The organism is Mycoplana sp. BE70 (assembly GCF_031455855.1).
Classification (GTDB): Bacteria; Pseudomonadota; Alphaproteobacteria; order Rhizobiales; family Rhizobiaceae; genus Mycoplana.
On record NZ_JAVDTM010000004.1, the window covers coordinates 362,245 to 381,708 of the forward strand.

Sequence of the window (19,464 nt, forward strand, 5' to 3'; positions counted from 1 at the left end):
AAAGGAAAACAAGGGAACGGATCATGACGATGAAAATGTTGAATGGCCGCGCAAGGTTGCTCGCAACGAGCGCCGCACTCTCGCTTCTGATGATGACTGCGCCGGCCGCACTTGCGGAAACGCCCAAGGACACGCTGGTCGAGGCGATGGCCTTCGACGACATCATCACCCTGGATCCGGGCGAAGCCTTCGAATTTTCTGCCGCCGAGATGACCGGCAACACCTACGACTTCCTTATCCGCCTCGATCCGGCCGACACCTCGAAGGTGAAGGGCGATCTCGCCGAAAGCTGGACGGTCTCGGATGACAGCCTGACCTACACCTTCAAGCTCAAGCCCGGCCTGAAGTTCGCCTCCGGCAACCCGATCACCGCCGAGGACGTCGCCTTCTCGTTCGAGCGCGCCGTCAAGCTCGACAAGAGCCCCGCCTTCATCCTCACCCAGTTCGGTCTCAACGGCGACAATGTCACCGAAAAAGCCAAGGCCGCCGACGAGCTGACCTTCGTCTTCACCGTCGACCAGCCCTATGCACCGAGCTTCGTGCTGAACTGCCTGACGGCAACCGTCGCCGCCGTTCTCGACAAGCAGCTCGTGACGGAGCACGCCAAGTCGGTTACGCCGACGGATGAGTACAAGTACGACACGGATTTCGGCAACGAATGGCTGAAGACCAACTTTGCCGGCTCGGGCCCCTTCAAGCTGCGCGAATGGCGCGCCAACGAGCTCGTCGTGCTCGAGCGCAACGACAACTACAACGGTGAGAAAGCAAAGCTCGCCCGCGTCATCTACCGTCACATGAAGGAAAGCTCCGGCCAGCGGCTTGCGCTCGAAGCCGGTGACGTCGATGTTGCCCGCAACCTCGATCCCGGCGATCTCGACGCGATCGCCAAGAACGCCGATCTCGCCGCCACTAGCGCGCCGAAGACGACCCTCTACTACATCAGCCTCAACCAGAAGAACGAGACGCTGGCCAAGCCGGAAGTGCGCGAAGCCTTCAAGTATCTGGTCGATTACGATGCGATCGGTTCCACCCTGATCAAGGGCATCGGCGAGGTTCACCAGACCTTCCTGCCGAAGGGCGTTCTCGGCGCACTCGACGAAAACCCCTTCGAGAAGAACGTTGCCAAGGCGAAGGAACTGCTTGCCAAGGCCGGCGTTCCGGACGGCTTCACCGTCACCATGGACGTGCGCAACACCCAGCCGGTGTCCGGCATTGCCGAATCTTTCCAGCAGACGCTCGGCGAAGCCGGCGTGAAGCTTGAAATCATCCCGGGCGACGGCAAGCAGACGCTGACGAAGTACCGCGCCCGCAACCACGACATGTATATCGGCCAGTGGGGCATGGACTACTTCGATCCGAACTCCAACGCCGAGACCTTCACGTCCAACACCGACAACTCGGATGAAGGAAAGAACAAGACGCTTGCCTGGCGCAACGCCTGGGACGTTCCGGATCTGACGGAGAAGACAAAAGCTGCCCTTCTTGAGAAGGACAGCGCCAAGCGTGCCCAGATGTACGAGGAACTGCAGAAGGCCGTGCTCGAGACCAGTCCCTTCGTCGTCATCTTCCAGCAGACCGAAGTGGCCGGTTACCGTGCCAACCTGAAGGAATTCAAGCTGGGGCCGACCTTCGACACGAACTTCGTCTGGTCCGTCTCCAAGGACTGATCGGAAAGAGAAACCTTGTCTCCTATTCCAACACAAGCAGGGGCCGGGCGCACAAGCGCCCGCGCCCGTTCGCTGTTCCTCGCCACGGTGCGTTTTCTCGTCATCGTGGTGACCACCTATCTTGGCCTGCTCGCCGTCACCTTCTTCATCGGCCGGGTCATCCCGATCGATCCGGTTCTTGCCGTCCTGGGCGACCGCGCGCCGCAGCGGGTGGTCGACCGCGTGCGCGAGGAGATGGGCCTCAACCTGCCGATTTACCAACAGTTCTTCATCTACGTGAAGGGCGCGCTGCAGGGCAATTTCGGCACGTCTGTTCTCACTACCAACCAGGTGATGGACGACATCCGCCGCGTCTTCCCGGCGACGATCGAGCTCGCGACGCTCGGCACGATCATCGGTGCACTGTTCGGCATACCGCTCGGCGTGCTTGCCGCCGTCAAGCGCGGGAGCCTCGCCGACCAGATCGTCCGGGTTATCGGGCTGATCGGCTATTCCGTGCCGATTTTCTGGCTGGCCCTGCTGTCACTCGTCGTCTTCTACGCCAAGCTGCAATGGGCGGCGTTTCCGGGCCGCGTCGACGTCGTCTACGAATATTCCTTCACCCCGGTGACCGGCTTCTATTTGATCGATGCGACGATGCAGGGTGCCTGGGACGTGCTGTGGGACCTGATCCGCCACATCGCCCTGCCCGCCGGCCTGCTCGGCTATTTCTCGCTCGCCTATATCAGCCGCATGACCCGCAGCTTCATGCTCAACGAACTGAGCCAGGAATATATCGTCGCCGCTCGCGCCAAGGGGCTTTCGGAGACCCGCATCATCTGGGGGCACGCGCTGCGCAACGCCGCCGTCCCGCTCGTCACTGTGATCGCGCTCTCCTATGCCGGCCTTCTCGAGGGCTCGGTGCTGACGGAGACGGTCTTCGCGTGGCCGGGCCTCGGCCTCTACATCACCAATTCGCTCCAGAACGCCGACATGAACGCGGTGCTGGGCGGGACGATCGTCATCGGTTCCGTCTTCATCGCCATCAACCTTCTGTCGGATCTGCTGTATCGGACACTTGACCCGAGGACGCGCACCCGATGAGCGACATGATCTCCCCCACCCCGCTCAGCTGGCGGGAATGGCTGATGACGGAGCGACCCGGCTCACGCACGCAGGCCCGTCTCGGCCGCACCTACACGACCTGGCTGCGCTTCTGCGAAAACAAACTGGCGCTCCTGGGGCTTCTCATCCTGCTGCTGCTGCTGCTGACGGCGGCGTTCGCCGATCTCCTTGCGCCCTACTCGCCCTACATCGGCAACCTGAAGGACGAGCGCCTGCTGGCCCCGAGTGCGCTGCACTGGTTCGGTACGGATGATCAGGGCCGCGACATCCTTTCGCGCGTCATTTACGGCTCGCGGTTGACTCTGTTCGTCGTCATCCTGGTGGCCATCATCGCCGCCCCGGTTGGGCTGCTGATCGGCACCGTTTCCGGCTATGCTGGCGGCTGGATCGACGCGGTGCTGATGCGGATCACCGACATCTTCCTCGCCTTTCCAAAGCTCGTGCTAGCGCTCGCCTTCGTTGCGGCGCTCGGCCCGGGCATCGAAAATGCCGTGCTCGCGATCGCCATCACCTCCTGGCCGCCCTATGCCCGCATCGCGCGGGCGGAAACGATGACCTTCCGCAATGCCGACTACATCTCGGCGGTGCAACTGATGGGCGCTTCGCCGATGCGGATCGTGCTGCGCCACATCATGCCGCTGTGCATGCCGTCGCTGATCGTCCGCGTCACGCTCGACATGGCCGGCATCATCCTCACGGCCGCCGGCCTCGGCTTCCTCGGCCTTGGTGCGCAGCCGCCGCTGCCCGAGTGGGGCGCGATGATCGCCTCCGGCCGCCGCTTCATTCTTGACCAGTGGTGGGTTGCCGCCGCCCCGGGTGCGGCGATCCTGATCGTCAGCCTCGGCTTCAACCTGCTCGGCGACGGCCTGCGCGACGCGCTCGATCCGAAGGAGGAAGGCCGGTGAAGCCCCTCCTCGACATCGAAGACCTGCGCGTCACCTTCCCCGGCCGCTCCGGCCCGATCCAGGCGGTGCGCGGCGTCTCCCTGAAGCTCGGCCGCGAACGGCTCGGCATTGTCGGCGAGTCCGGTTCCGGCAAGTCGCAGACCGGCCGCGCCATCATGGGCCTGACGCCGCCACAGGCGACGGTCACGGCGAAGAAGATGATGTTCAACGACATCGACCTTCTCACAGCCAGCCCGAAGCAGCGCCGCTCGCTGCGCGGCAAGCAGATGGCGATGATCCTGCAGGATCCGAAATATTCGCTGAACCCGGTGATGACCATCGGCCGCCAGATCATCGAGACGCTGAAGACCCACGAGAAGGTCTCGCGCGCCGAGGCCCGCGACCGGGCGCTCGCCATGCTGGAGGCGGTGCAGATCCGCGAACCGAAGCGCGTGTTCGACCTGCATCCGCACGAGGTCTCCGGCGGCATGGGCCAGCGCGCCATGATCGCAATGATGCTGGTCGCCGGCCCCGAGCTTTTGATCGCCGACGAGCCGACCTCGGCGCTCGACGTCACGGTGCAGCTTGAAGTGCTTGCCATTCTCGACCGGCTTGTCGCCGACCGCGGCATGGGCCTGCTCTTCATCTCGCACGACCTGCGCCTGGTCTCGACCTTCTGTGACCGGGTGATCGTCATGTATGCCGGCAAGATCGTCGAAGAACTCGCCAGTGCCGACCTTGCGAACGCGCAGCATCCCTATACACGCGGGCTTTTGAACTCGTTGCCGCGCATCGGCCAGGATCGCCATCCGCTTCCCGTTCTCGACCGCAAACCGGAGTGGGCCCTATGACCGCGGCGCTCGAAGTCAAGGCGCTCGGCGTCGAATACCATGGGCACAAGGCACTCGATAACGTCAGCGTCTCGGTGGCGCGCGGCGAGTCCTTCGGCCTCGTCGGCGAGTCGGGCTCCGGCAAATCGACGTTGCTGCGTGCCGTCGCCGGGCTGGCGCCGGTCAGCGCCGGCTCAATCGCAATCGATGGCAAGGCGTTGCGGCAGGGCAAGCGCGACCGCGCCTTCTATCGCGAAGTGCAGATGGTCTTCCAGGACCCCTACGGCTCGCTGCACCCGCGCCAGACGATAGACCGCGCGCTCCTGGAGCCGCTCGCAATCCACGGTTTCGACAACACCGAGAACCGCATCGTCCGTGCGCTGGAAGAGGTCGGGCTCGGCAAGGGCTTCCGTTTCCGCTATCCGCATCAGCTCTCCGGCGGCCAGCGCCAGCGCGTCGCCATCGCCCGCGCGCTGATCGTCGAGCCATCGATCGTTCTGCTCGATGAGCCGACATCCGCACTCGACGCCTCGGTGCAGGCGGAAATCCTGAACCTGCTGGAGCAGACCCGCAAGGCCCGCAAACTGACCTTTGTCATGGTCAGTCATGACCTCGCGGTCGTCAACCACATGTGCGAGCGCCTGGCGATCATGCAGGGCGGCCACGTGGTCGAGACCCTGCCGGCCACAGCACTGGCCGACCATGCCTTCAAGGCCGACTATACCAAAAAGCTCTTCGAGGCGAGCGACGGTTTCACCCGCAGGGAGCAGGCCTGATCCCCTTCCCCTGCACGCGCGCTGCCCGGGAGGATTTTGGCAGCATCATGCTGCATGCACCCTGACAGGGTGGTCAACGCGGCAAGGAGTTGACGCTACGCGCAGCGCCAAGCGCTGCGCGTAGCGCAGAACGGCAAAGATTGATATGTTTCGATCAGCCGGGCGGCATCGGTGCCAATGTCGGTAGTGCCGCCTGTGGCGGGGAGCGACGCTGATGAGACGCCAGGTTTTGCTCTGCGCCTTCTCATTATGCCTGGCAGGCTGCTCACCGACGGCGGGCACGGGAAACTATCCCGAGCCGATTCCGGGGAGCATCACCTATGGTGGACAACCGCGCACGAAACTTAGCAAATCCCCCGTCGGCAGTTGGTTCCACCATCGCTTCACGGACCAGTTTGGCAATCTGGTCCAGGAGACCTACGTCATCCAACCTGACCGGTCGCTGCTGCTGGTGAACCGCCTCATCATTGTCGAAGACACACTGAGCGATTGACGGTCAGGATTCCGCCAGACGTGCATCACCCAGATCGACACCGAGAAAGCGCGCTGCGCCGTCAACGACGATCGCATGGTCGATGCGTTGTGGCACGCCCGAAACGGTGATGGCCCCGACACAGCCGAGTCCGTCGGCGAAGATGGGAAATCCGCCGCCGTGGGTGGCAAAATCGGATAGCGGCAGATTGTGCGCCTCTTCCTGGACGCGGTGCGAATACGCCAGTCGCCGCCCGACGAGATAGGAGGAATGCCAGAGACGCAGCACGGTGTTGCGTTTGCGGCGGATCCATTCCGCGTTGTCGGTCGTCGTGCCGTCAAGGACGCAGTGGAAGAGGATGCGATCGCGCAGCGAGATATCGATGGCAATCGCCGCGCCGCGCTCGACGGCGATCTCGCGCAAGATGCCGCCGAGCTTCCATGCGGCATCCGCGTCGAAGCGATTGAAACGCAGCAGGTCCTCCTGCCGCTCCAATCGCGCGATATCGCCCTTGAGATCTTCCGTCATCGTCGCCTCCCCTCGGCTGGATCTGTGGTGTCTGGGTAGCCCGCCATGAGCCTTCCTACAAGGGCCGGGCGCATAACCACACTCACGGCCGCCTGATGCAGCGAAAGCCGATATGGGTCGTGGCGGCATTTTCCTCGTGCGCATGCCGCGCTGCCGGCCTGTACCGCCGGCAGTAATTCGGCGCGCAGAGATGGGAGCCGCCCTTGACCACCCGGCGGGCGATCAGGATATCCGGCTGGCGCGGATCGCGGCTGCCTTCGATGCCGCCGCCGCGGGGGTTGACCGGCACGCAGCAACTCTTCTGTGCCGGCTCCGGATGGCGGGAGGACCAGTAATCGCTGGTCCATTCCCAGACGTTGCCAATCATGTCGTTGAGGCCGTAGCCGTTCGGTGGAAAGCTGCCGACCGGCGAGGTGCGCTCGAAGCCGTCCGGTTTCAGGTTTTCGGTCGGAAACATCCCATGCCAGGTGTTCGCCATGAAGCGGCCGTCCGGCACCAGTTCGTCACCCCAGGCGAACTCCGTGCCCTCGCGCCCGCCTTTGGCAGCAAACTCCCATTCGGCTTCGGTCGGCAGATCCTTGCCCGCCCAGTCGGCATAGGCCTTGGCATCCGCATAGCAAACTTGCACCACCGGATGGTCGTACTTGCCGCGGATATTGCTCTGCCGGCCATAGGGTCGGCGCCAGTCGGCGCCGAACCTGAAGTTCCACCATTGGGACGGATCGGTTCCGGAAATTCGCTTTGGCGGCTCGAACACGACCGAGCCAGCCCGCAACATGTGTGGCTGAGCGCCGGGATAGTCCTCGGGATTAGACCTCCGCTCCGCCACCGTGACGTATCCGGTCGCCTCGACGAAAGCCATGAACTGGCGGTTCGTGACGGGTGTCACGTCCATCCAGAAGCCATCGACCCGGACGGGGTGCGAGGGCGCTTCTTCCGGATAATGGTGATCGGAGCCCATCGTGAAGGTTCCGCCCTCGATCCAGACTTCGGCGGACGCCACCTTTGGACCGGCTTGCACTCGATCGTTCATCGGCCAACCTTCCACGCCCCAACACCATGCCGCGATAGCCACGAGGTTCGCCCAGTCCGGCCGGCAGATCAAGTGGCTTGCGGAATCATGAAGCTCGCCAGACTGGCGGGCAAGGCGTCACCAGCCCGGCGGCGCGGCATGCCGCATCCGAGGGAACAGGTCGGTCAGGCGAATGCGCTGGTGATGGCGGCGAGGGAAAAGCCGCCAAGGATGAAGGCCGCCCCCTTGTAGGAATGCCGCTTGATGCTGCCTGGAAGCGACGAACCAAGCGCGACCCATCCGATCCCGGCCAAGGTCGACAGCAGCACGAAGGACGCGATCCTCAACGTCACCTCATCGCCCGTCGTCTGCGGAATCATCATCGTGCCGACAATCATCGCCTTGGGGTTCAGTATCGTCGTGAAGAACACGCGCGCGTAAGCGCCGCTTCCGCTCTGCACCATATCAGGCGATGCCGACCAGAGCCTCACGGCCGACAGCGCCAGCCACGCGGAAGCCGCGATCTTCATGGCGGGCAATGCCCACCACAGGCCACTCACCATCGCCGCAACGAAGACAAAGAACGAAATCGCCAAGGCATAGCCTGCCGCTTCCGCCAGCGGCAACAGCCGGGCCTCTCGCAGCCCTCGGGCGGCACCGGAGGCGGCCAGGACCGTGTTGGTCGGGCCGGGCGTCATGAGGATGACCGCGGAGGTCAATAGAAACGTCGTCATCATGCGGTTTGCGAAGCCGTTGTGCGAGCGGGCGGATGCCCATCCAGATGCGATCGTATTAGCGCAAGCTCACCATCCCCACAATGTGCGCTTCGGCCGCATGGCGCGGCAGCCACGAATACAAAAAGGGCGCTCGACCCTTTCGGGGAGCGCCCTTATCCTGTCGAACGCCGGCGGCTCGGCGATCGCCGATACCACACTTGTCCGTTTTCCAGGCATGGCCAGGATATGTGGCGCCTCGCGCTCGATTTCAAGGAGAAGAGAATGGATGACAGGTTTCTGCTGGATGGCCCAAAGGACGCCGGGATCACGATTCTGCTGGCGCATGGCGCCGGCGCTCCGATGGACTCCGCATCCATGTCAGCGGCCGCCGGCGCGCTTGCCGACGCGGGCTTTCGTATCGCGCGCTTCGAATTCGCCTACATGGCGGCCCGGCGGACTTCGGGCAACCGAAAGCCGCCGCCGCGCGCCGAAACGCTGAAGCCGGAATACCTCGAGGCCATCGGGCAGCTCAACACAACCGGTCCCCTGATTATCGGCGGCAAATCGATGGGTGGGCGCGTGGCGAGCATGGTGGCGGACGACCTTCATTCGACCGGAAAGATCGCGGGCTTGCTGTGCCTCGGTTACCCGTTCCACCCGCCGGCAAAGCCGGAGGCGCTTCGTACGCGTCACCTCGCCAATCTTGCGACACCCACACTCATCTGCCAGGGAACCCGCGACGAGTTCGGGACCAAGGATGAAGTCGACGGCTACGGTCTCTCCGAGAGCATCCGGTTCCTCTGGCTGGAGGACGGTGATCACGACCTGAAACCACGAAAAAGCATCTCCGGATTTTCGACAGCCGACCATCTGCGCACCATGGCTCAGACCGTGCAGAACTGGGCGAACAGTCTCGGCACGTAACGGTCCGTGCCAGTGGTCAACCGTCGACGGAAGGATGCAGGACCGGCCTGTAACCGGCCACAAGCGTCGCCAGCGTCGACGGCGGCGTCAGAACACCGTCAATAGGGCCAGCTGCCGCCACGCGTCGGTAGCCGGACGGCGCCCACAGATATGGTAGGCCGTTCACAAGGAGATAGGCAGACGCCCCCGATGCGACGAAGGCGCCATCGGGCAACTCCTCCAACGGCACCGCAAGCGCATGCAGCCGCTTGCGACCGTGATCCAGCCGCTCGGCATGCAGGGTCGCGTCCATCTTTATGGCCGGCGGAGGCGCAACACGGTTGCCGATGCTCCAGGCGCCGCGAAACGCGTCGGCAGCAACTCGACGACACAGGAAACAGGGCCGGTGTCCGGCCGCAAGTGCCGTCGCCTCGTCGAGGAAGAACAGCTCCGTCCAGCTTCGCTGCGCCATCACGACACGCCGGATTCCCCTGTAGTCACATGTGCAGGTGATCCACGCCTTGGACGTCCATCGCCGCGCCGTGAGGGTGCGGGTGGCCGGGTCATGAATGATGCCGCGATTGCCGATGAACATGCCGCGCGCATCAACCGAAACGATTTCGCCAAACGGAGTGACACGGTTCTGCAACGGCAAGTCGTTTTCCTCCGGGTTCTACGAAGCGTGCTCGAGTTCGGATGCGCATCTGCAGGCCGAAAATGCGCGCATCGACAGCAGCGACGCCGAATGTTACGATCATAGCGTGCCGTGTGGCGACAATTTATTCGCTGCCGCAGCAACAGTTATTCGAACGACCATGCCACGCTTTGTGCAGATCCCCGGATTATGCGCAAGCATAGCCGACATTCGTCGCAAGACTGAAAAACCAGAGATTGCAGTCTAGATGCAAGTGTTGTCAGTCAGCTGAAGCGCGCGTACCCGGCTTTGGATCACGCGTGTGTTCCAGGGCCAGGGAGGCTCTTCGGCATGGTGACGCGGCGCCATCGTGGATCGACTGCCGATGCGGGCGCCACCTCCCGCAGAAATGGGCCTCGCCCACACGGCACTTCCAAACTCACTTTCCAGATACAGATTGAAATGCCGGGACCGCATGAGAGCGCACCGACCTCCGGAAACCAACCTGCCCCTCCCCTCCATAGGCCGTTCAAGCGCTGCTTCGGCAGCACGCCTAAAGCAGAACTGCCCGATGCAGCCCTCCTCTGCGAACTCGGCGCTGCGTTTCGCTTCAATGTCACCGATACCGAGGCCGAAACCGAGATTCCCGTTGGATACACCTACCTCTGCCAATTCGTTTTTCACGACCTGACGTCGATGGTCGCGGAGGCAGGCCGAGAACCGATCAACCTCCGTTCCGGCAGGCTAGATCTGGACGGCGTGTTCGGGACCGGCACCACAGACCCGACAAAGCCGGCGACGCCGATGGCCCTCGGCCGGACCGCACCTGGTGCCCGACCCTGCGACCTGCCGCGCGACGCAAGCGGCCGGTCTGTGATCGCCGACCCGCGGAACGACGACAACCTGGCGCTGGCGCAAACGCACATGGCCGTGATCCGCTTCTACAATGCCATTATCGCGCGATACCCGGGCATTTCCGAGCGCCAGGCGCGAGCGCTCGCGGTCACGCACGTCCAATCAATCGTCCTTCATGACCTCCTGCCGCGCCTGACCGATCCTGTCGTCTATGCCGACGTCATGCAAAACGGGCGCTCGGTCATCCATGTCGATCCGCAGGTCACCGAATTTTTAATCCCACTCGAGTTCGCCGCCGCCTGTGCCCGTTTCGGCCATTCAATGATCCGGACGGTCTACCAGCATTGGAATGCCGCAAATCCCGGCGCCATGCTCTTCGGCTTCTGGAAAAACACCTACAACAGCAGCGATCCACCTCTGGACGGCACGCTTGACGAGCCGCGGATACAGCTGTCCGACCGATGGATCGCCGAGTGGGAGCGGTTGCTGTCGCCGTGGCCGTCTTCATCCGGCCAGCCCCCCCTGCTCGCCTCCCGGATCGACACGGTGTTTGCCTATCCGCTGGCGCAGATACCGGAAATCGCCCTGCCGGCGCTCGCCTCCAGCAGCCTGCTGCCGTCCGCCAACATTGCTACGCTGTCGCTGCTGCGCGGTCTGTCTCTGCGCTTGAGTAGCGGCCAGACGGTCGCAAGGCAAGTCTTGGCCGCTGTCATGGATCGCGGCGGACCGACCTTCCCCGTCCTCACCGCCGACCAGATCGTGAAGGACGAACCGGAAGCCGTGCGAACCTTGCTTAGCGAGGCGCGGGGCGGCGCCAGAACGCTCGCCGAAAGCACGCCGCTGCTGCTCTACACGCTGAAGGAAGCCGCGATCTTAAACAACGGAATGCGGCTGGGGCCGATGGGAAGCCGCATCGTCATGGAAACCGTGCATGCGGCAATCGAGGCCGCGCAGCACTCGATCCTCGCACCCCGGTGGAAGCCCGATCCCGACCTCAAACCCACGGCCGCCGACCACTACACGTTTGCAGATCTGATTTCCTTCGCAGGCCTCTCAAACCAGTGACATGCCCAACAAAGGAAAGGACCAGGCAATGTCAACGTTCAAGGTATACCAAGGAAACGATGAAGTCGCAGGATCAATCATTGCAGCAACAGAATTCAATGGACTGTATACGCCCACAATAGATCCGACGAAGCTTTTCGAGGAGTGGATCAAGAAACTCATCAATATGGGAGGTGGCGTTCGCGTCACATATGGCGACAACGACTGGGCCGTATCTTTTCAGAGCAACAAGTTCATCGCGACAGACGCGGCCGGAACCCAGTATGATCTCAAGCTGAAGGGAGATGACGACAACAAGAATACAAAGAAGGTCATGATGATCAAACCGGGACAGAAGCCGGAACTGAACGATCAGTATCTTGCCAACATCGTCGCGAACATCAAGGCGGCGAGCCAACCGCAAGCAATGGCCTACCTTCTCGGAACGATCCTCTTGAGGCGCTGCCGCTGATCGCAGCCGCGGCAAGCCGAGGCTCAAATGGCCATCGGCACATCGTTCAACTCTGCAACGGCTGGTGGCGTTCGGCACCAGCCTAGCTGTTTTGGCACATCGAACAGCCGCCCCGCGGCGAACCGGGCGTGCGGCGGCCTCAGGCCCGGTACGACAACCCGCGCAACCGGCACGCCGACGCGGGCACGGGTCAGGTCGACCATGAGCAGGCGCAGGCCGCGGTCATGGCAGAGCGCCACGCAGGCATCGAGCGAAGCAGAGATTGCCGCATTCCCCTGTCCCTCGCTTCGTGCCGACGGCAACAAGTGCGGCATCGAATGAAAGCTGACCGAATTCAGCCAGAACTGGAACGGATCGCCGGGCTCGGTCGGTATCGCCTTGCGCATCTCCAGCGACAGCAAGCTCTGCATCATTTCCGTCAACGCCGACGTCGCCGCACGCTCGGGATCGAAATGCGCGCTCGCACCGATCGCAACACTGCCGCCGGCTCGATCGGCCGAGATCGCCGCGCGCACGGGTATGCCGAAATCGGACGTCAGGTCGAGAAGATGGCAATCGCGCCCCTTGTCGGCGAGCCATTCAAGGATCTCCCTCGCCGCGTCGGCCTCGGCAGGATCGGCGGCTGGACGCGCGTGCTTGCCGTACCACCACAGCGCGATCGCGTCGCGTTCCACCAGTTCAAGAAATCCGGCGATCACGGCCTCGTCGAGCGCCGCGCCGGCAGCGCAGCCATTGCTGTCGGCCACGGCGAAGGCGCCCGCCTCGCCCGTCTCGGCATATCCCAGATAGGTTTGGGCAGCGGTGACGAGCTTCGGCGCGCCGCCATTTGGATCGACCGCCTCAACCCAATCGACGATTTCTTCTTCATCGAAGCGTTCCGGCAGCCAGTCGTATTCACCGTGCCTGGCGTTCCATTCCTGCCGCTTTTCGTATTGAGCTTCGCTCGCAAGCAGCAACGAAACCGGGTGGACGGCGCGCTCCTTCACCATCCCATAGGACGCGCTATGAAATGCCTCGTCTCCCCAGCGGCAGGACGACACGAGTTCCGCCGCCTCGCCCAGGCAACTCACCTGCGCCTGTTCGGCCGTCAGGCCTCGGCCCGAGGCAATCCGTCCTTTTTCGGGCGTGGCCGCGGCCGGAATTTCGAGCGGCGCGTTATCGGCGACCCGTGGCAGCGCCACGTTCAAGGCCACCGGGAAATCCACAGGGCTGACCAGGACCGGGTCGAATGCGGTTGCGATGAAGTCATGCGCAGAACCGTGCATCGGATCGCCTCCGCCAGCCAACCGTCCAGACCAGCGAGGCCGGATCAGGGCGGCATCGTAGCCGGATTCACGGCACCACAACAGCGCGCAATTTCAGGTCGCCTCAATCGCCATAGATGTCGAAGGAAAAATACTTCGTCGTGATTTCGTTGTACTTGCCGTTTGCGCGGATCCCCTTGATCGCCGCATTGAGGGTCTGCCGCAGCGCGGCGTCGTCCTTGCGCAACCCCAGTCCGGCACCCAGCCCAAGGATCTCCGGGTCGTCCGGAACGTCGCCCTTGAACTCGCAGCAGGACTTTCCCGGGTCCGCCGCCAGGAACGCATCAAGCCCGATCGCCTCGGCCTGGATGGCATCGATGCGCCCGGCGACCAGATCCTGCTGTGCCTCGTCCTGCGTCTGGTAGATCTTCACCTCGGCGACAGAGTCGGCGAAATGCTTGCGCGCATAGTCTTCGTGGGTCGTCGAGGCTTGGACCCCGAGCACCAGCCCCTTCAGCCCCGCCGGCGTCGCGTCCATCTTCTTGCTCTTCAGGCCGACGATGCGCACGGGCGACCGATAGTAGCGATCGGAAAAGTCGATCAGTTTCTTACGCTCGTCGGTAATCGACATCGACGCAGCAATGACATCGATCTTGCCGGTGTTGAGCGCCGGGATGATGCCGTCCCAGGCGATCGGCGTCAGCACGCAGTCGAGCTTCGCCTCGTCGCAGAGCGCGTTCACGAACTCGATCTCCCAGCCGACCCACTTGCCCGACGCGTCGAGCGAGGCGAAGGGCGGATAGGGCTCCGCAGCAATACCGATCTTGATCGGCTCGGCGCGCACGGTCGACACACCGAGGGCAACGAGCGCGAACGAAAGTGCAATCATCCTGATCAGGCTTTTCATCTCACCCTCCCGTCTATTCGGTATTCAGCCCGGCAATGCGAAGGCCATGCACAAACCGCTGCCTGCACTTCTCGTCCTTGAACGGCAGACCGTGGAGCACCCACGAGACGATGCCCGGATCGTCCGGTGCTGCGTCCCCCCATTGCCGGCGCACCGAGGCAAGGAATTCCGCCGAGGCTTCGCCCGCCTCGCGCGGCCGCCCTAGATGCGCCAGCGCAGCCGCACGCCACGCGTGCAGGTCGAGCAGGCTTCCGGCGCCTCTTTCAGCCGCCGATACGCTCCCCGCGTAGTCCTCGGCGATGAAGTGGATGCCGGCAATGTACCCCCATTGATAGGAAGCCACCACCGGCGAGAGTTCCAGCGCCAGCCGCTCAAGTGACGCCGCCTTGTCACTATCACCGAGAAAGGCAAGTCCGTGGGCGCAGGAAAGCAGCGTGCGGGGGTTGTTGGGATTGAGCTCGAAGGCAAGGTCATAGTGGATCGCCGCCTGCTCGAAGCGGCCGGCCATGATACAGGACCAGGCAAGCGTCAGGTGGGCGCGTGTTTCGAGCGGATCGAGCTGCACAGCCGTCTGAGCAAGGCGGAGGGCCTCGGCCGCAAGCTGTGGATCGCGACGAAATCCCGGCACGATCAGGTGGCGGACATTGAAGATGCTGGCGAGGCTGGAATAGGCCGGGGCGAACTGCGGCATCGTCTGGATGACCTCACGAAACAACACTTCCGCTTCGGCTTCCGCCTCCGGGGCCCAGCGCAGCAGCAGGTTCTCGCCGCGCAGCCAGGCGTCGTAGGCGGAGAGCGAGAGATCGCGCCGCCCGTGACTGCCAGACACGCGCTCGGCTGAAAGGTAGATATCCAGCGTCGCCGCGATCCGTCGCGCAATCCCTGCCGAGGTCTGGATCCAGTCCTCCAGCGCCAGCGGGAAACGCTCGCTCCAAAGGACGTGGTTGCTCTTGACCTCGATGAGCGTGACGACCACCACGCCCTCGCCCACCGGCGAGCGTGCGTCGAGCATGTAGTCGATCGTCGCATTGCCCGGCTCGGCCAGCGCATTGTCCTGATCCTCGATGATCACCCATTCGCGGAACTTGGTCAGGCACCCGATGATATCGGCACGGAACCCGCTCAGAAGATGGGCCGAGGCGATCATGGCGTCGGGGGCAACGAACGGGCGGACTTCGATGACCGGCAAGCGGCCGGCCTGCCCCTTTGCGATGACCGACGGAGCCGCGATCGCGCCTGCCCCGGAGCGACCGGACCGGATAGCGGCGACGATCTCCTCGGCCTCCGGGGAAGGACCGATACCGAACTCGGACGACAGCACGTCGGCGAGCGCGCGATAGACGCGCAGCGCCGCCGCCCCCTGCCCCTCAGAGGCATAGGCGCGCATCAGCACGCAGGCGGCGCGCTCGTGACTTGGGTCAATGGCGAGCAGCGCAGTTGCGGCATGCTTCATCGACACCACGTCGCCGCCGAAGCGCTCGATGCATCGCTCCAGTTGCTCGACAAGGCGCTCTCGCCAGCGATGCCTTGCCACGCGCAACCATGACGCGAAAACGTCATCGACATGATCGAGCCCGGCCAGTATGCCGTCCGGCGAGACACGGCCCTCCAGCAAGGCATTCGAGACTGAGCCTTGTGCCAACGCCTCGCTGATCGAGAGCAGGTCGACGTCCAGGCCGGCGGGCGCCACGCTGACCTTGTCGCTGCCGCTCGTCAGAGCATCCGAGCCGGCTCGCCTGAACGCCTCGCCGATCTGCTTTAGAACAGCGGCAAGCGCGTGCCGCGCCGCCATGCGGTTCCGGTCGCTCCAGAGAAGTCCGGCCAAACGCTCCCGCATCTCGCCAGAGCGATGGCTAAGAACGAGATAGCCGAGCAGCGCCCGTGCCTTCAGCGAACCGGGTGTCAACTCTTCACCGAGGGAACTCCGGACGGAAAACTGATCGAGGACCGAGATCGTCAGCCTGCGGAACAGTCGGTCATCCCGAACCTGCGCATTTTCCTCCCCCGCTTGGACCTGATAGGCAAGAACAGGGCGAGGGATATTCTTGAGGGCCTGGGGGCCGAGACTGCGATAGGTCGCGGCGACTTGGCGATGCACCTGGTCAAACACCGCCTGCGAGATGCAGATGCTGCCCGGCTCAGCGAGCGACTGCAGGCGTGCGGCGACGTTGACGATGTGGCCGAACAGTTCTCCGTCGCGAAATTGGACCTCACCAAGATCGATTCCTATTCGAAAGTCTATTCTTCGATCGGGGGCAAGGGCCGCATCCATCTCGCGAAATCGGCTCTGGACCTCCAAGCCAAAGCGAAGCGCTTCAACCGCAGATTCGAAGTCCGCGAGCGCACCATCCCCCATCGTCTTGAGGACTTCACCTCTGTATTGAGGCGCAAGCGTGCGAAATACATCAAAACAACGCTGGATGGATTCAACCGTCGACGGCTCGTCCACCGCCATATGCTGGCTATACTGCACAGCATCGGCAAACAGGATAGCTTTTAGCATGCTGTGCCGCATAGTTTCCTGCCGCTGTGTTGGCTGCAACTAACCGACAACTGTAGGTCCCAGTACAAATTACGTTGGGCTCAGCGAGAAAAACACCGCTCCAGAGTTGCACAGACTAAAGAAAGCACGCCGGCTCCGGTGAAACTTCAGCCGGCACATCACCGCACGCCCAAGCATCGCCTCAAGGCAGCGGCTGATGTAAAATGCCCGCTTTTGCCGAGCACGGTGCATGAGGCAACAATGAAACAAGGGATCGTCCTGTTCGTTCTGGCTGCCCTTGCCTCTTGCGCGACAAACGAGTTCGAAAGTGGCGAAACACCGGCTGGCCACATCGAAAAGCAACAGGGCCGCTCCGTGGAATGGCTGAAGCAGCACTGCCCCGATTGCCTTGGCCGTGGACCGAAGGCCCGCCCGTGAGCCCGGGACGGGCTTTTCCGCCCTGCGAGCGGGCCGCGGTCTTTTCCCGTTGCGGCCGCTATCGCTACACGCTCGACCGACGCTGGTCCGAGGATGGCGGGCAACTCGTCTGGATCATGCTCAATCCGTCAAGGGCGGACGGCGACGTCGACGATGCGACCATCCGGCGGTGCATGTGCTTTACCCGGTTCTGGGGCTACGGGGCGCTGATCGTCGTCAACCTCTATGCGCAGTGCGCCACGAAACCCAAGGAACTGATGGGCGTTGCAGACCCAGTCGGGCCGGATAATGACTTCCACTTGGCTAGAATTTGCGCAGCACTTTCATCGGCACGCCGCCGTGCCATCATCGCCGCCTGGGGGGCACATCCGCTGGCACAGGCGCGTGCAGGGCAAGTCTTGTCGATTGCCGGCCGCCACATCGACTGCCTCGGCCTGACCGGGACCGGGTATCCGCGGCACCCGCTCTACGTGCCGGCCACGCAACCACGCGTCGCCTACTGTCCGCCGGCGATGCCCTTCAACATCTAGGCGGTGTGGACGGACTGCCGCACGTCGAGAAAAACGAAGCGCAGTTCAGCGGCCGTCGTTTCCATCGCGGCAGCATTCACCTTGGTCAAATCCGTCAGCTCCGCCTGGCCACAGCACCGAAGACTGGATCCATCTCATGGTTCGATTCTCGCACCGATGCTGCTTTGGTTCGATTGCGGCCGGCAAGCTTGGCTTTGTAAAGGAGCTTGTCAGCTTCTTCGTAGAGCTCTGCGAACTGCGCATCAGCATTTGGTGGCGCATCCGTCATGCCCATGCTGGCAGTCACGGGTCGCCCAAGTCCTGGAACGGCATTGGCGACGACCGCGGGAATCGCCTGGCGCCGGCGCTCCGCCCGAACCTGGGCATCTTCTCCCCGCACAAGCAGCACGAATTCCTCGCCGCCGAGGCGGAACGCATGAACCTTCGGGTCCGCCTGGAGCGCGTCGGCCACGGCTTTCAGCACGGCATCGCCGACCACGTGGCCGTGAATATCATTGATCGGCTTGAAGTGATCCAGGTCGAGCACGGCAAGTGTGCGGTAGCCGTCGGCTCGGAACTTCGCAAAATTCTGCTCGATTGCCCGCCGGTTGAGCAATCCCGTCAGTGCGTCACGTTCGGACAGGCGCTCGAGCACGTCAGCTTCGAAGCGTGCGTGGTCTCGCTCGCGCTTGATCGTCATGAAGCGGTCTGCCACGCCGAGCGTGGTGAACAGGACTTCGCATACGCAACCCACATAGAACAGGAGCATGGCATCGCTGCTCTGCAACCAGGGAACCACGCCCGTAACCAAGCGCACCAATCCGGCCAAAACTATGGGCATATAGCCGACCGCCTGGAACTTGGCGGCGCGACTTCCGCGCCGCAGCGCGTCGGCAACCGACAATATGAAAATGACGACCACCGGCGCAAAAGCCGCCGTGTACACTGTCGACTGAACAGAGCGCCCCACGAACGGAAATGCCGCGTGAGCCGTGCTGAGAAGCATCGCCCAAGCGGCGCAATAGAGCAGCGCCCGACGCAGGAACGGATGCATGCTGCCGGGTTCGATGAAACTGTGGGTGAACATCGCTCCGCAAGCGACCGAGAGACCGAAGATCACCGTCGTCATCCAGCTCAACGTCATGGCCGGCGGATCGAAGAGAACAACTGCAAGACTGGAAGTCACCAGGATGGTCAGCAGCAAGGAGATAGTGAGCATCGAATGCCACAGCACGAATGGCTCGCGCAGGATCCGGTAGAAGGCCGCGTTGAAAATGAGCGGCATGGACAGCATTCCGGCAAGGGTGGCCAGGAGGAGCAGGGAGCGCAGAAAGTCCGGGCTCAGAACGAGGTCAGACGGTGACAGATAGGCTCTCTCCAGCGTCATCCGGTGGCTCGGCAGATCGAACGCGACAACGACCTCTCGTGTGTCGCGGGTTATCTCCGGCAGAGCGGCCTTGAAGTACCCGCCAGACAGGGCGCTAGACAGGTCACCCGCCGGCACAGAGGTCTGGCGCATTGCGCCGTCTCGATCGATTGCCAGCAGATGCACAGCCGTGAGCGCACTTCGCCTTGAAAAGAGGTATTGGGGAAGAGCATCGTCTGGACCGATTTCAAACCGCAGCAGCGTCCGCTCGCCTTCGAGCGAATAGGTCCGATCTCCGCAGGTCCAGCGCCCGGGCGAGCGGATGACGGTGACCAAGGCGTCCGATAGACTGCTGGACATCCAGCACGAGCTGCGAATGTTCACAGATTCAGCAGCGCCAAGGGGGGCAGCGTGCAGAGATGCAAGCATTACGAAGCTCAGCACCGTCGTCACGAGTGCTTTTCGGAGGACATTCCAGGACATGGATTGACGCTACACGCCAAGCATTGAAATGCGGTTACCGACCCCGAATTAGTCGGCACGCCATGACTGGGACAAAGCTCAAGGGCAATTGTCTCCACCGCCTCGGATTGGCCATAGACCGTTGCATCGATCAGACGC

At 63.1% G+C, this 19,464-nt stretch carries 19 protein-coding genes and 1 pseudogene; 11 read left to right on the plus strand and 9 right to left on the minus strand.

The genetic code is table 11. From position 1 onward, the window contains the following. Positions 1-23 precede the first annotated feature (23 nt). The 6 genes from J2Y48_RS10145 to J2Y48_RS10170 all read left to right on the plus strand — a co-directional run bounded on the left by J2Y48_RS10145 (position 24) and on the right by J2Y48_RS10170 (position 5,754). Positions 24-1,667, plus strand: a complete 1,644-nt coding sequence (locus J2Y48_RS10145; protein ID WP_310416624.1) for an ABC transporter substrate-binding protein — start codon at positions 24-26, stop codon at positions 1,665-1,667. A 24-nt stretch (positions 1,668-1,691) separates the two neighbouring features. Next, the gene (locus tag J2Y48_RS10150) at positions 1,692-2,750 is read left to right on the plus strand and encodes an ABC transporter permease (RefSeq protein ID WP_405030199.1); all 1,059 of its coding nucleotides are present in this window, start codon (positions 1,692-1,694) and stop codon (positions 2,748-2,750) included. Between the two features lie 5 nt (positions 2,751-2,755). Then, entirely contained in the window at positions 2,756-3,676 is a 921-nt protein-coding gene (gene nikC, locus J2Y48_RS10155) for a nickel transporter permease (RefSeq protein ID WP_405030200.1), read from the plus strand. Next, positions 3,673-4,506 (plus strand): ABC transporter ATP-binding protein, encoded by an 834-nt coding sequence (locus J2Y48_RS10160; protein ID WP_310416631.1) that lies wholly within the window; start codon positions 3,673-3,675, stop codon positions 4,504-4,506. The genes nikC and J2Y48_RS10160 overlap by 4 nt, the downstream gene beginning before the upstream one ends. Beyond that, the gene (locus J2Y48_RS10165) at positions 4,503-5,261 is read left to right on the plus strand and encodes an ABC transporter ATP-binding protein (RefSeq protein ID WP_310416634.1); all 759 of its coding nucleotides are present in this window, start codon (positions 4,503-4,505) and stop codon (positions 5,259-5,261) included. Before J2Y48_RS10160 ends, J2Y48_RS10165 begins: the two co-directional genes overlap by 4 nt. A 214-nt stretch (positions 5,262-5,475) precedes the next feature. Further along, a complete protein-coding gene (locus J2Y48_RS10170; protein ID WP_310416636.1) occupies positions 5,476-5,754 on the plus strand; it encodes a hypothetical protein in 279 nt (92 codons plus the stop codon). Between the two features lie 3 nt (positions 5,755-5,757). On the opposite strand, the gene J2Y48_RS10175 is transcribed toward J2Y48_RS10170, so the two are convergent. From J2Y48_RS10175 to J2Y48_RS10185, 3 genes are all read right to left on the minus strand, one after another. Continuing rightward, positions 5,758-6,261 (minus strand): heme-degrading domain-containing protein, encoded by a 504-nt coding sequence (locus tag J2Y48_RS10175; RefSeq protein ID WP_310416638.1) that lies wholly within the window; start codon positions 6,259-6,261, stop codon positions 5,758-5,760. Positions 6,262-6,343: 82 nt separating this feature from the next. Next, the gene (locus J2Y48_RS10180; protein WP_310416641.1) at positions 6,344-7,294 is read right to left on the minus strand and encodes a formylglycine-generating enzyme family protein; all 951 of its coding nucleotides are present in this window, start codon (positions 7,292-7,294) and stop codon (positions 6,344-6,346) included. 164 nt (positions 7,295-7,458) lie between these two features. Next, positions 7,459-8,007: a threonine transporter gene (locus tag J2Y48_RS10185; protein WP_310416643.1), complete on the minus strand. Its 549-nt coding sequence runs from the start codon at positions 8,005-8,007 to the stop codon at positions 7,459-7,461. Positions 8,008-8,271: 264 nt separating this feature from the next. Between J2Y48_RS10185 and J2Y48_RS10190 the strand changes: the two genes are divergently transcribed. Beyond that, a complete protein-coding gene (locus J2Y48_RS10190) occupies positions 8,272-8,913 on the plus strand; it encodes an alpha/beta family hydrolase (RefSeq protein WP_310416648.1) in 642 nt (213 codons plus the stop codon). Between the two features lie 16 nt (positions 8,914-8,929). On the opposite strand, the gene J2Y48_RS10195 is transcribed toward J2Y48_RS10190, so the two are convergent. Continuing rightward, positions 8,930-9,547, minus strand: coding sequence for a hypothetical protein (locus J2Y48_RS10195; RefSeq protein WP_310416651.1), 618 nt, complete (start codon positions 9,545-9,547; stop codon positions 8,930-8,932). Between the two features lie 441 nt (positions 9,548-9,988). Here J2Y48_RS10195 and J2Y48_RS10200 point away from each other — a divergent pair, with 441 nt between their 5' ends. Both J2Y48_RS10200 and J2Y48_RS10205 read left to right on the plus strand, forming a co-directional pair. Continuing rightward, on the plus strand, positions 9,989-11,446 hold the full coding sequence (locus tag J2Y48_RS10200; protein ID WP_310416654.1) for a hypothetical protein: 1,458 nt from the start codon (positions 9,989-9,991) through the stop codon (positions 11,444-11,446). Positions 11,447-11,474: 28 nt separating this feature from the next. Further along, a complete protein-coding gene (locus tag J2Y48_RS10205; RefSeq protein ID WP_310416657.1) occupies positions 11,475-11,897 on the plus strand; it encodes a hypothetical protein in 423 nt (140 codons plus the stop codon). A gap of 23 nt (positions 11,898-11,920) precedes the next feature. Here the strand turns inward: J2Y48_RS10205 and J2Y48_RS10210 are convergent, their stop codons facing one another. From J2Y48_RS10210 to J2Y48_RS25340, 4 genes and pseudogenes are all read right to left on the minus strand, one after another. Continuing rightward, positions 11,921-13,162 carry a YcaO-like family protein gene (locus J2Y48_RS10210; protein ID WP_310416659.1) on the minus strand — a complete coding sequence of 414 codons (1,242 nt, stop codon included), beginning with the start codon at positions 13,160-13,162 and terminating at the stop codon, positions 11,921-11,923. Positions 13,163-13,265: 103 nt separating this feature from the next. Beyond that, positions 13,266-14,048: a transporter substrate-binding domain-containing protein gene (locus J2Y48_RS10215; RefSeq protein WP_310416662.1), complete on the minus strand. Its 783-nt coding sequence runs from the start codon at positions 14,046-14,048 to the stop codon at positions 13,266-13,268. Between the two features lie 13 nt (positions 14,049-14,061). Further along, positions 14,062-16,146 (minus strand): BTAD domain-containing putative transcriptional regulator, encoded by a 2,085-nt coding sequence (locus J2Y48_RS10220; protein ID WP_405030201.1) that lies wholly within the window; start codon positions 16,144-16,146, stop codon positions 14,062-14,064. A 48-nt stretch (positions 16,147-16,194) separates the two neighbouring features. Continuing rightward, positions 16,195-16,563, minus strand: a pseudogene (locus J2Y48_RS25340) (adenylate/guanylate cyclase domain-containing protein); the annotation flags it as partial. Between the two features lie 228 nt (positions 16,564-16,791). Between J2Y48_RS25340 and J2Y48_RS10225 the strand changes: the two are divergent. Then, the gene (locus tag J2Y48_RS10225; RefSeq protein ID WP_310416668.1) at positions 16,792-16,968 is read left to right on the plus strand and encodes a hypothetical protein; all 177 of its coding nucleotides are present in this window, start codon (positions 16,792-16,794) and stop codon (positions 16,966-16,968) included. Next, entirely contained in the window at positions 16,965-17,498 is a 534-nt protein-coding gene (locus J2Y48_RS10230) for a DUF1643 domain-containing protein (RefSeq protein WP_310416672.1), read from the plus strand. The genes J2Y48_RS10225 and J2Y48_RS10230 overlap by 4 nt, the downstream gene beginning before the upstream one ends. A 94-nt stretch (positions 17,499-17,592) precedes the next feature. Here the strand turns inward: J2Y48_RS10230 and J2Y48_RS10235 are convergent, their stop codons facing one another. Then, on the minus strand, positions 17,593-19,296 hold the full coding sequence (locus J2Y48_RS10235; RefSeq protein ID WP_310416675.1) for a diguanylate cyclase: 1,704 nt from the start codon (positions 19,294-19,296) through the stop codon (positions 17,593-17,595). Between the last annotated feature and the right edge of the window lie 168 nt (positions 19,297-19,464).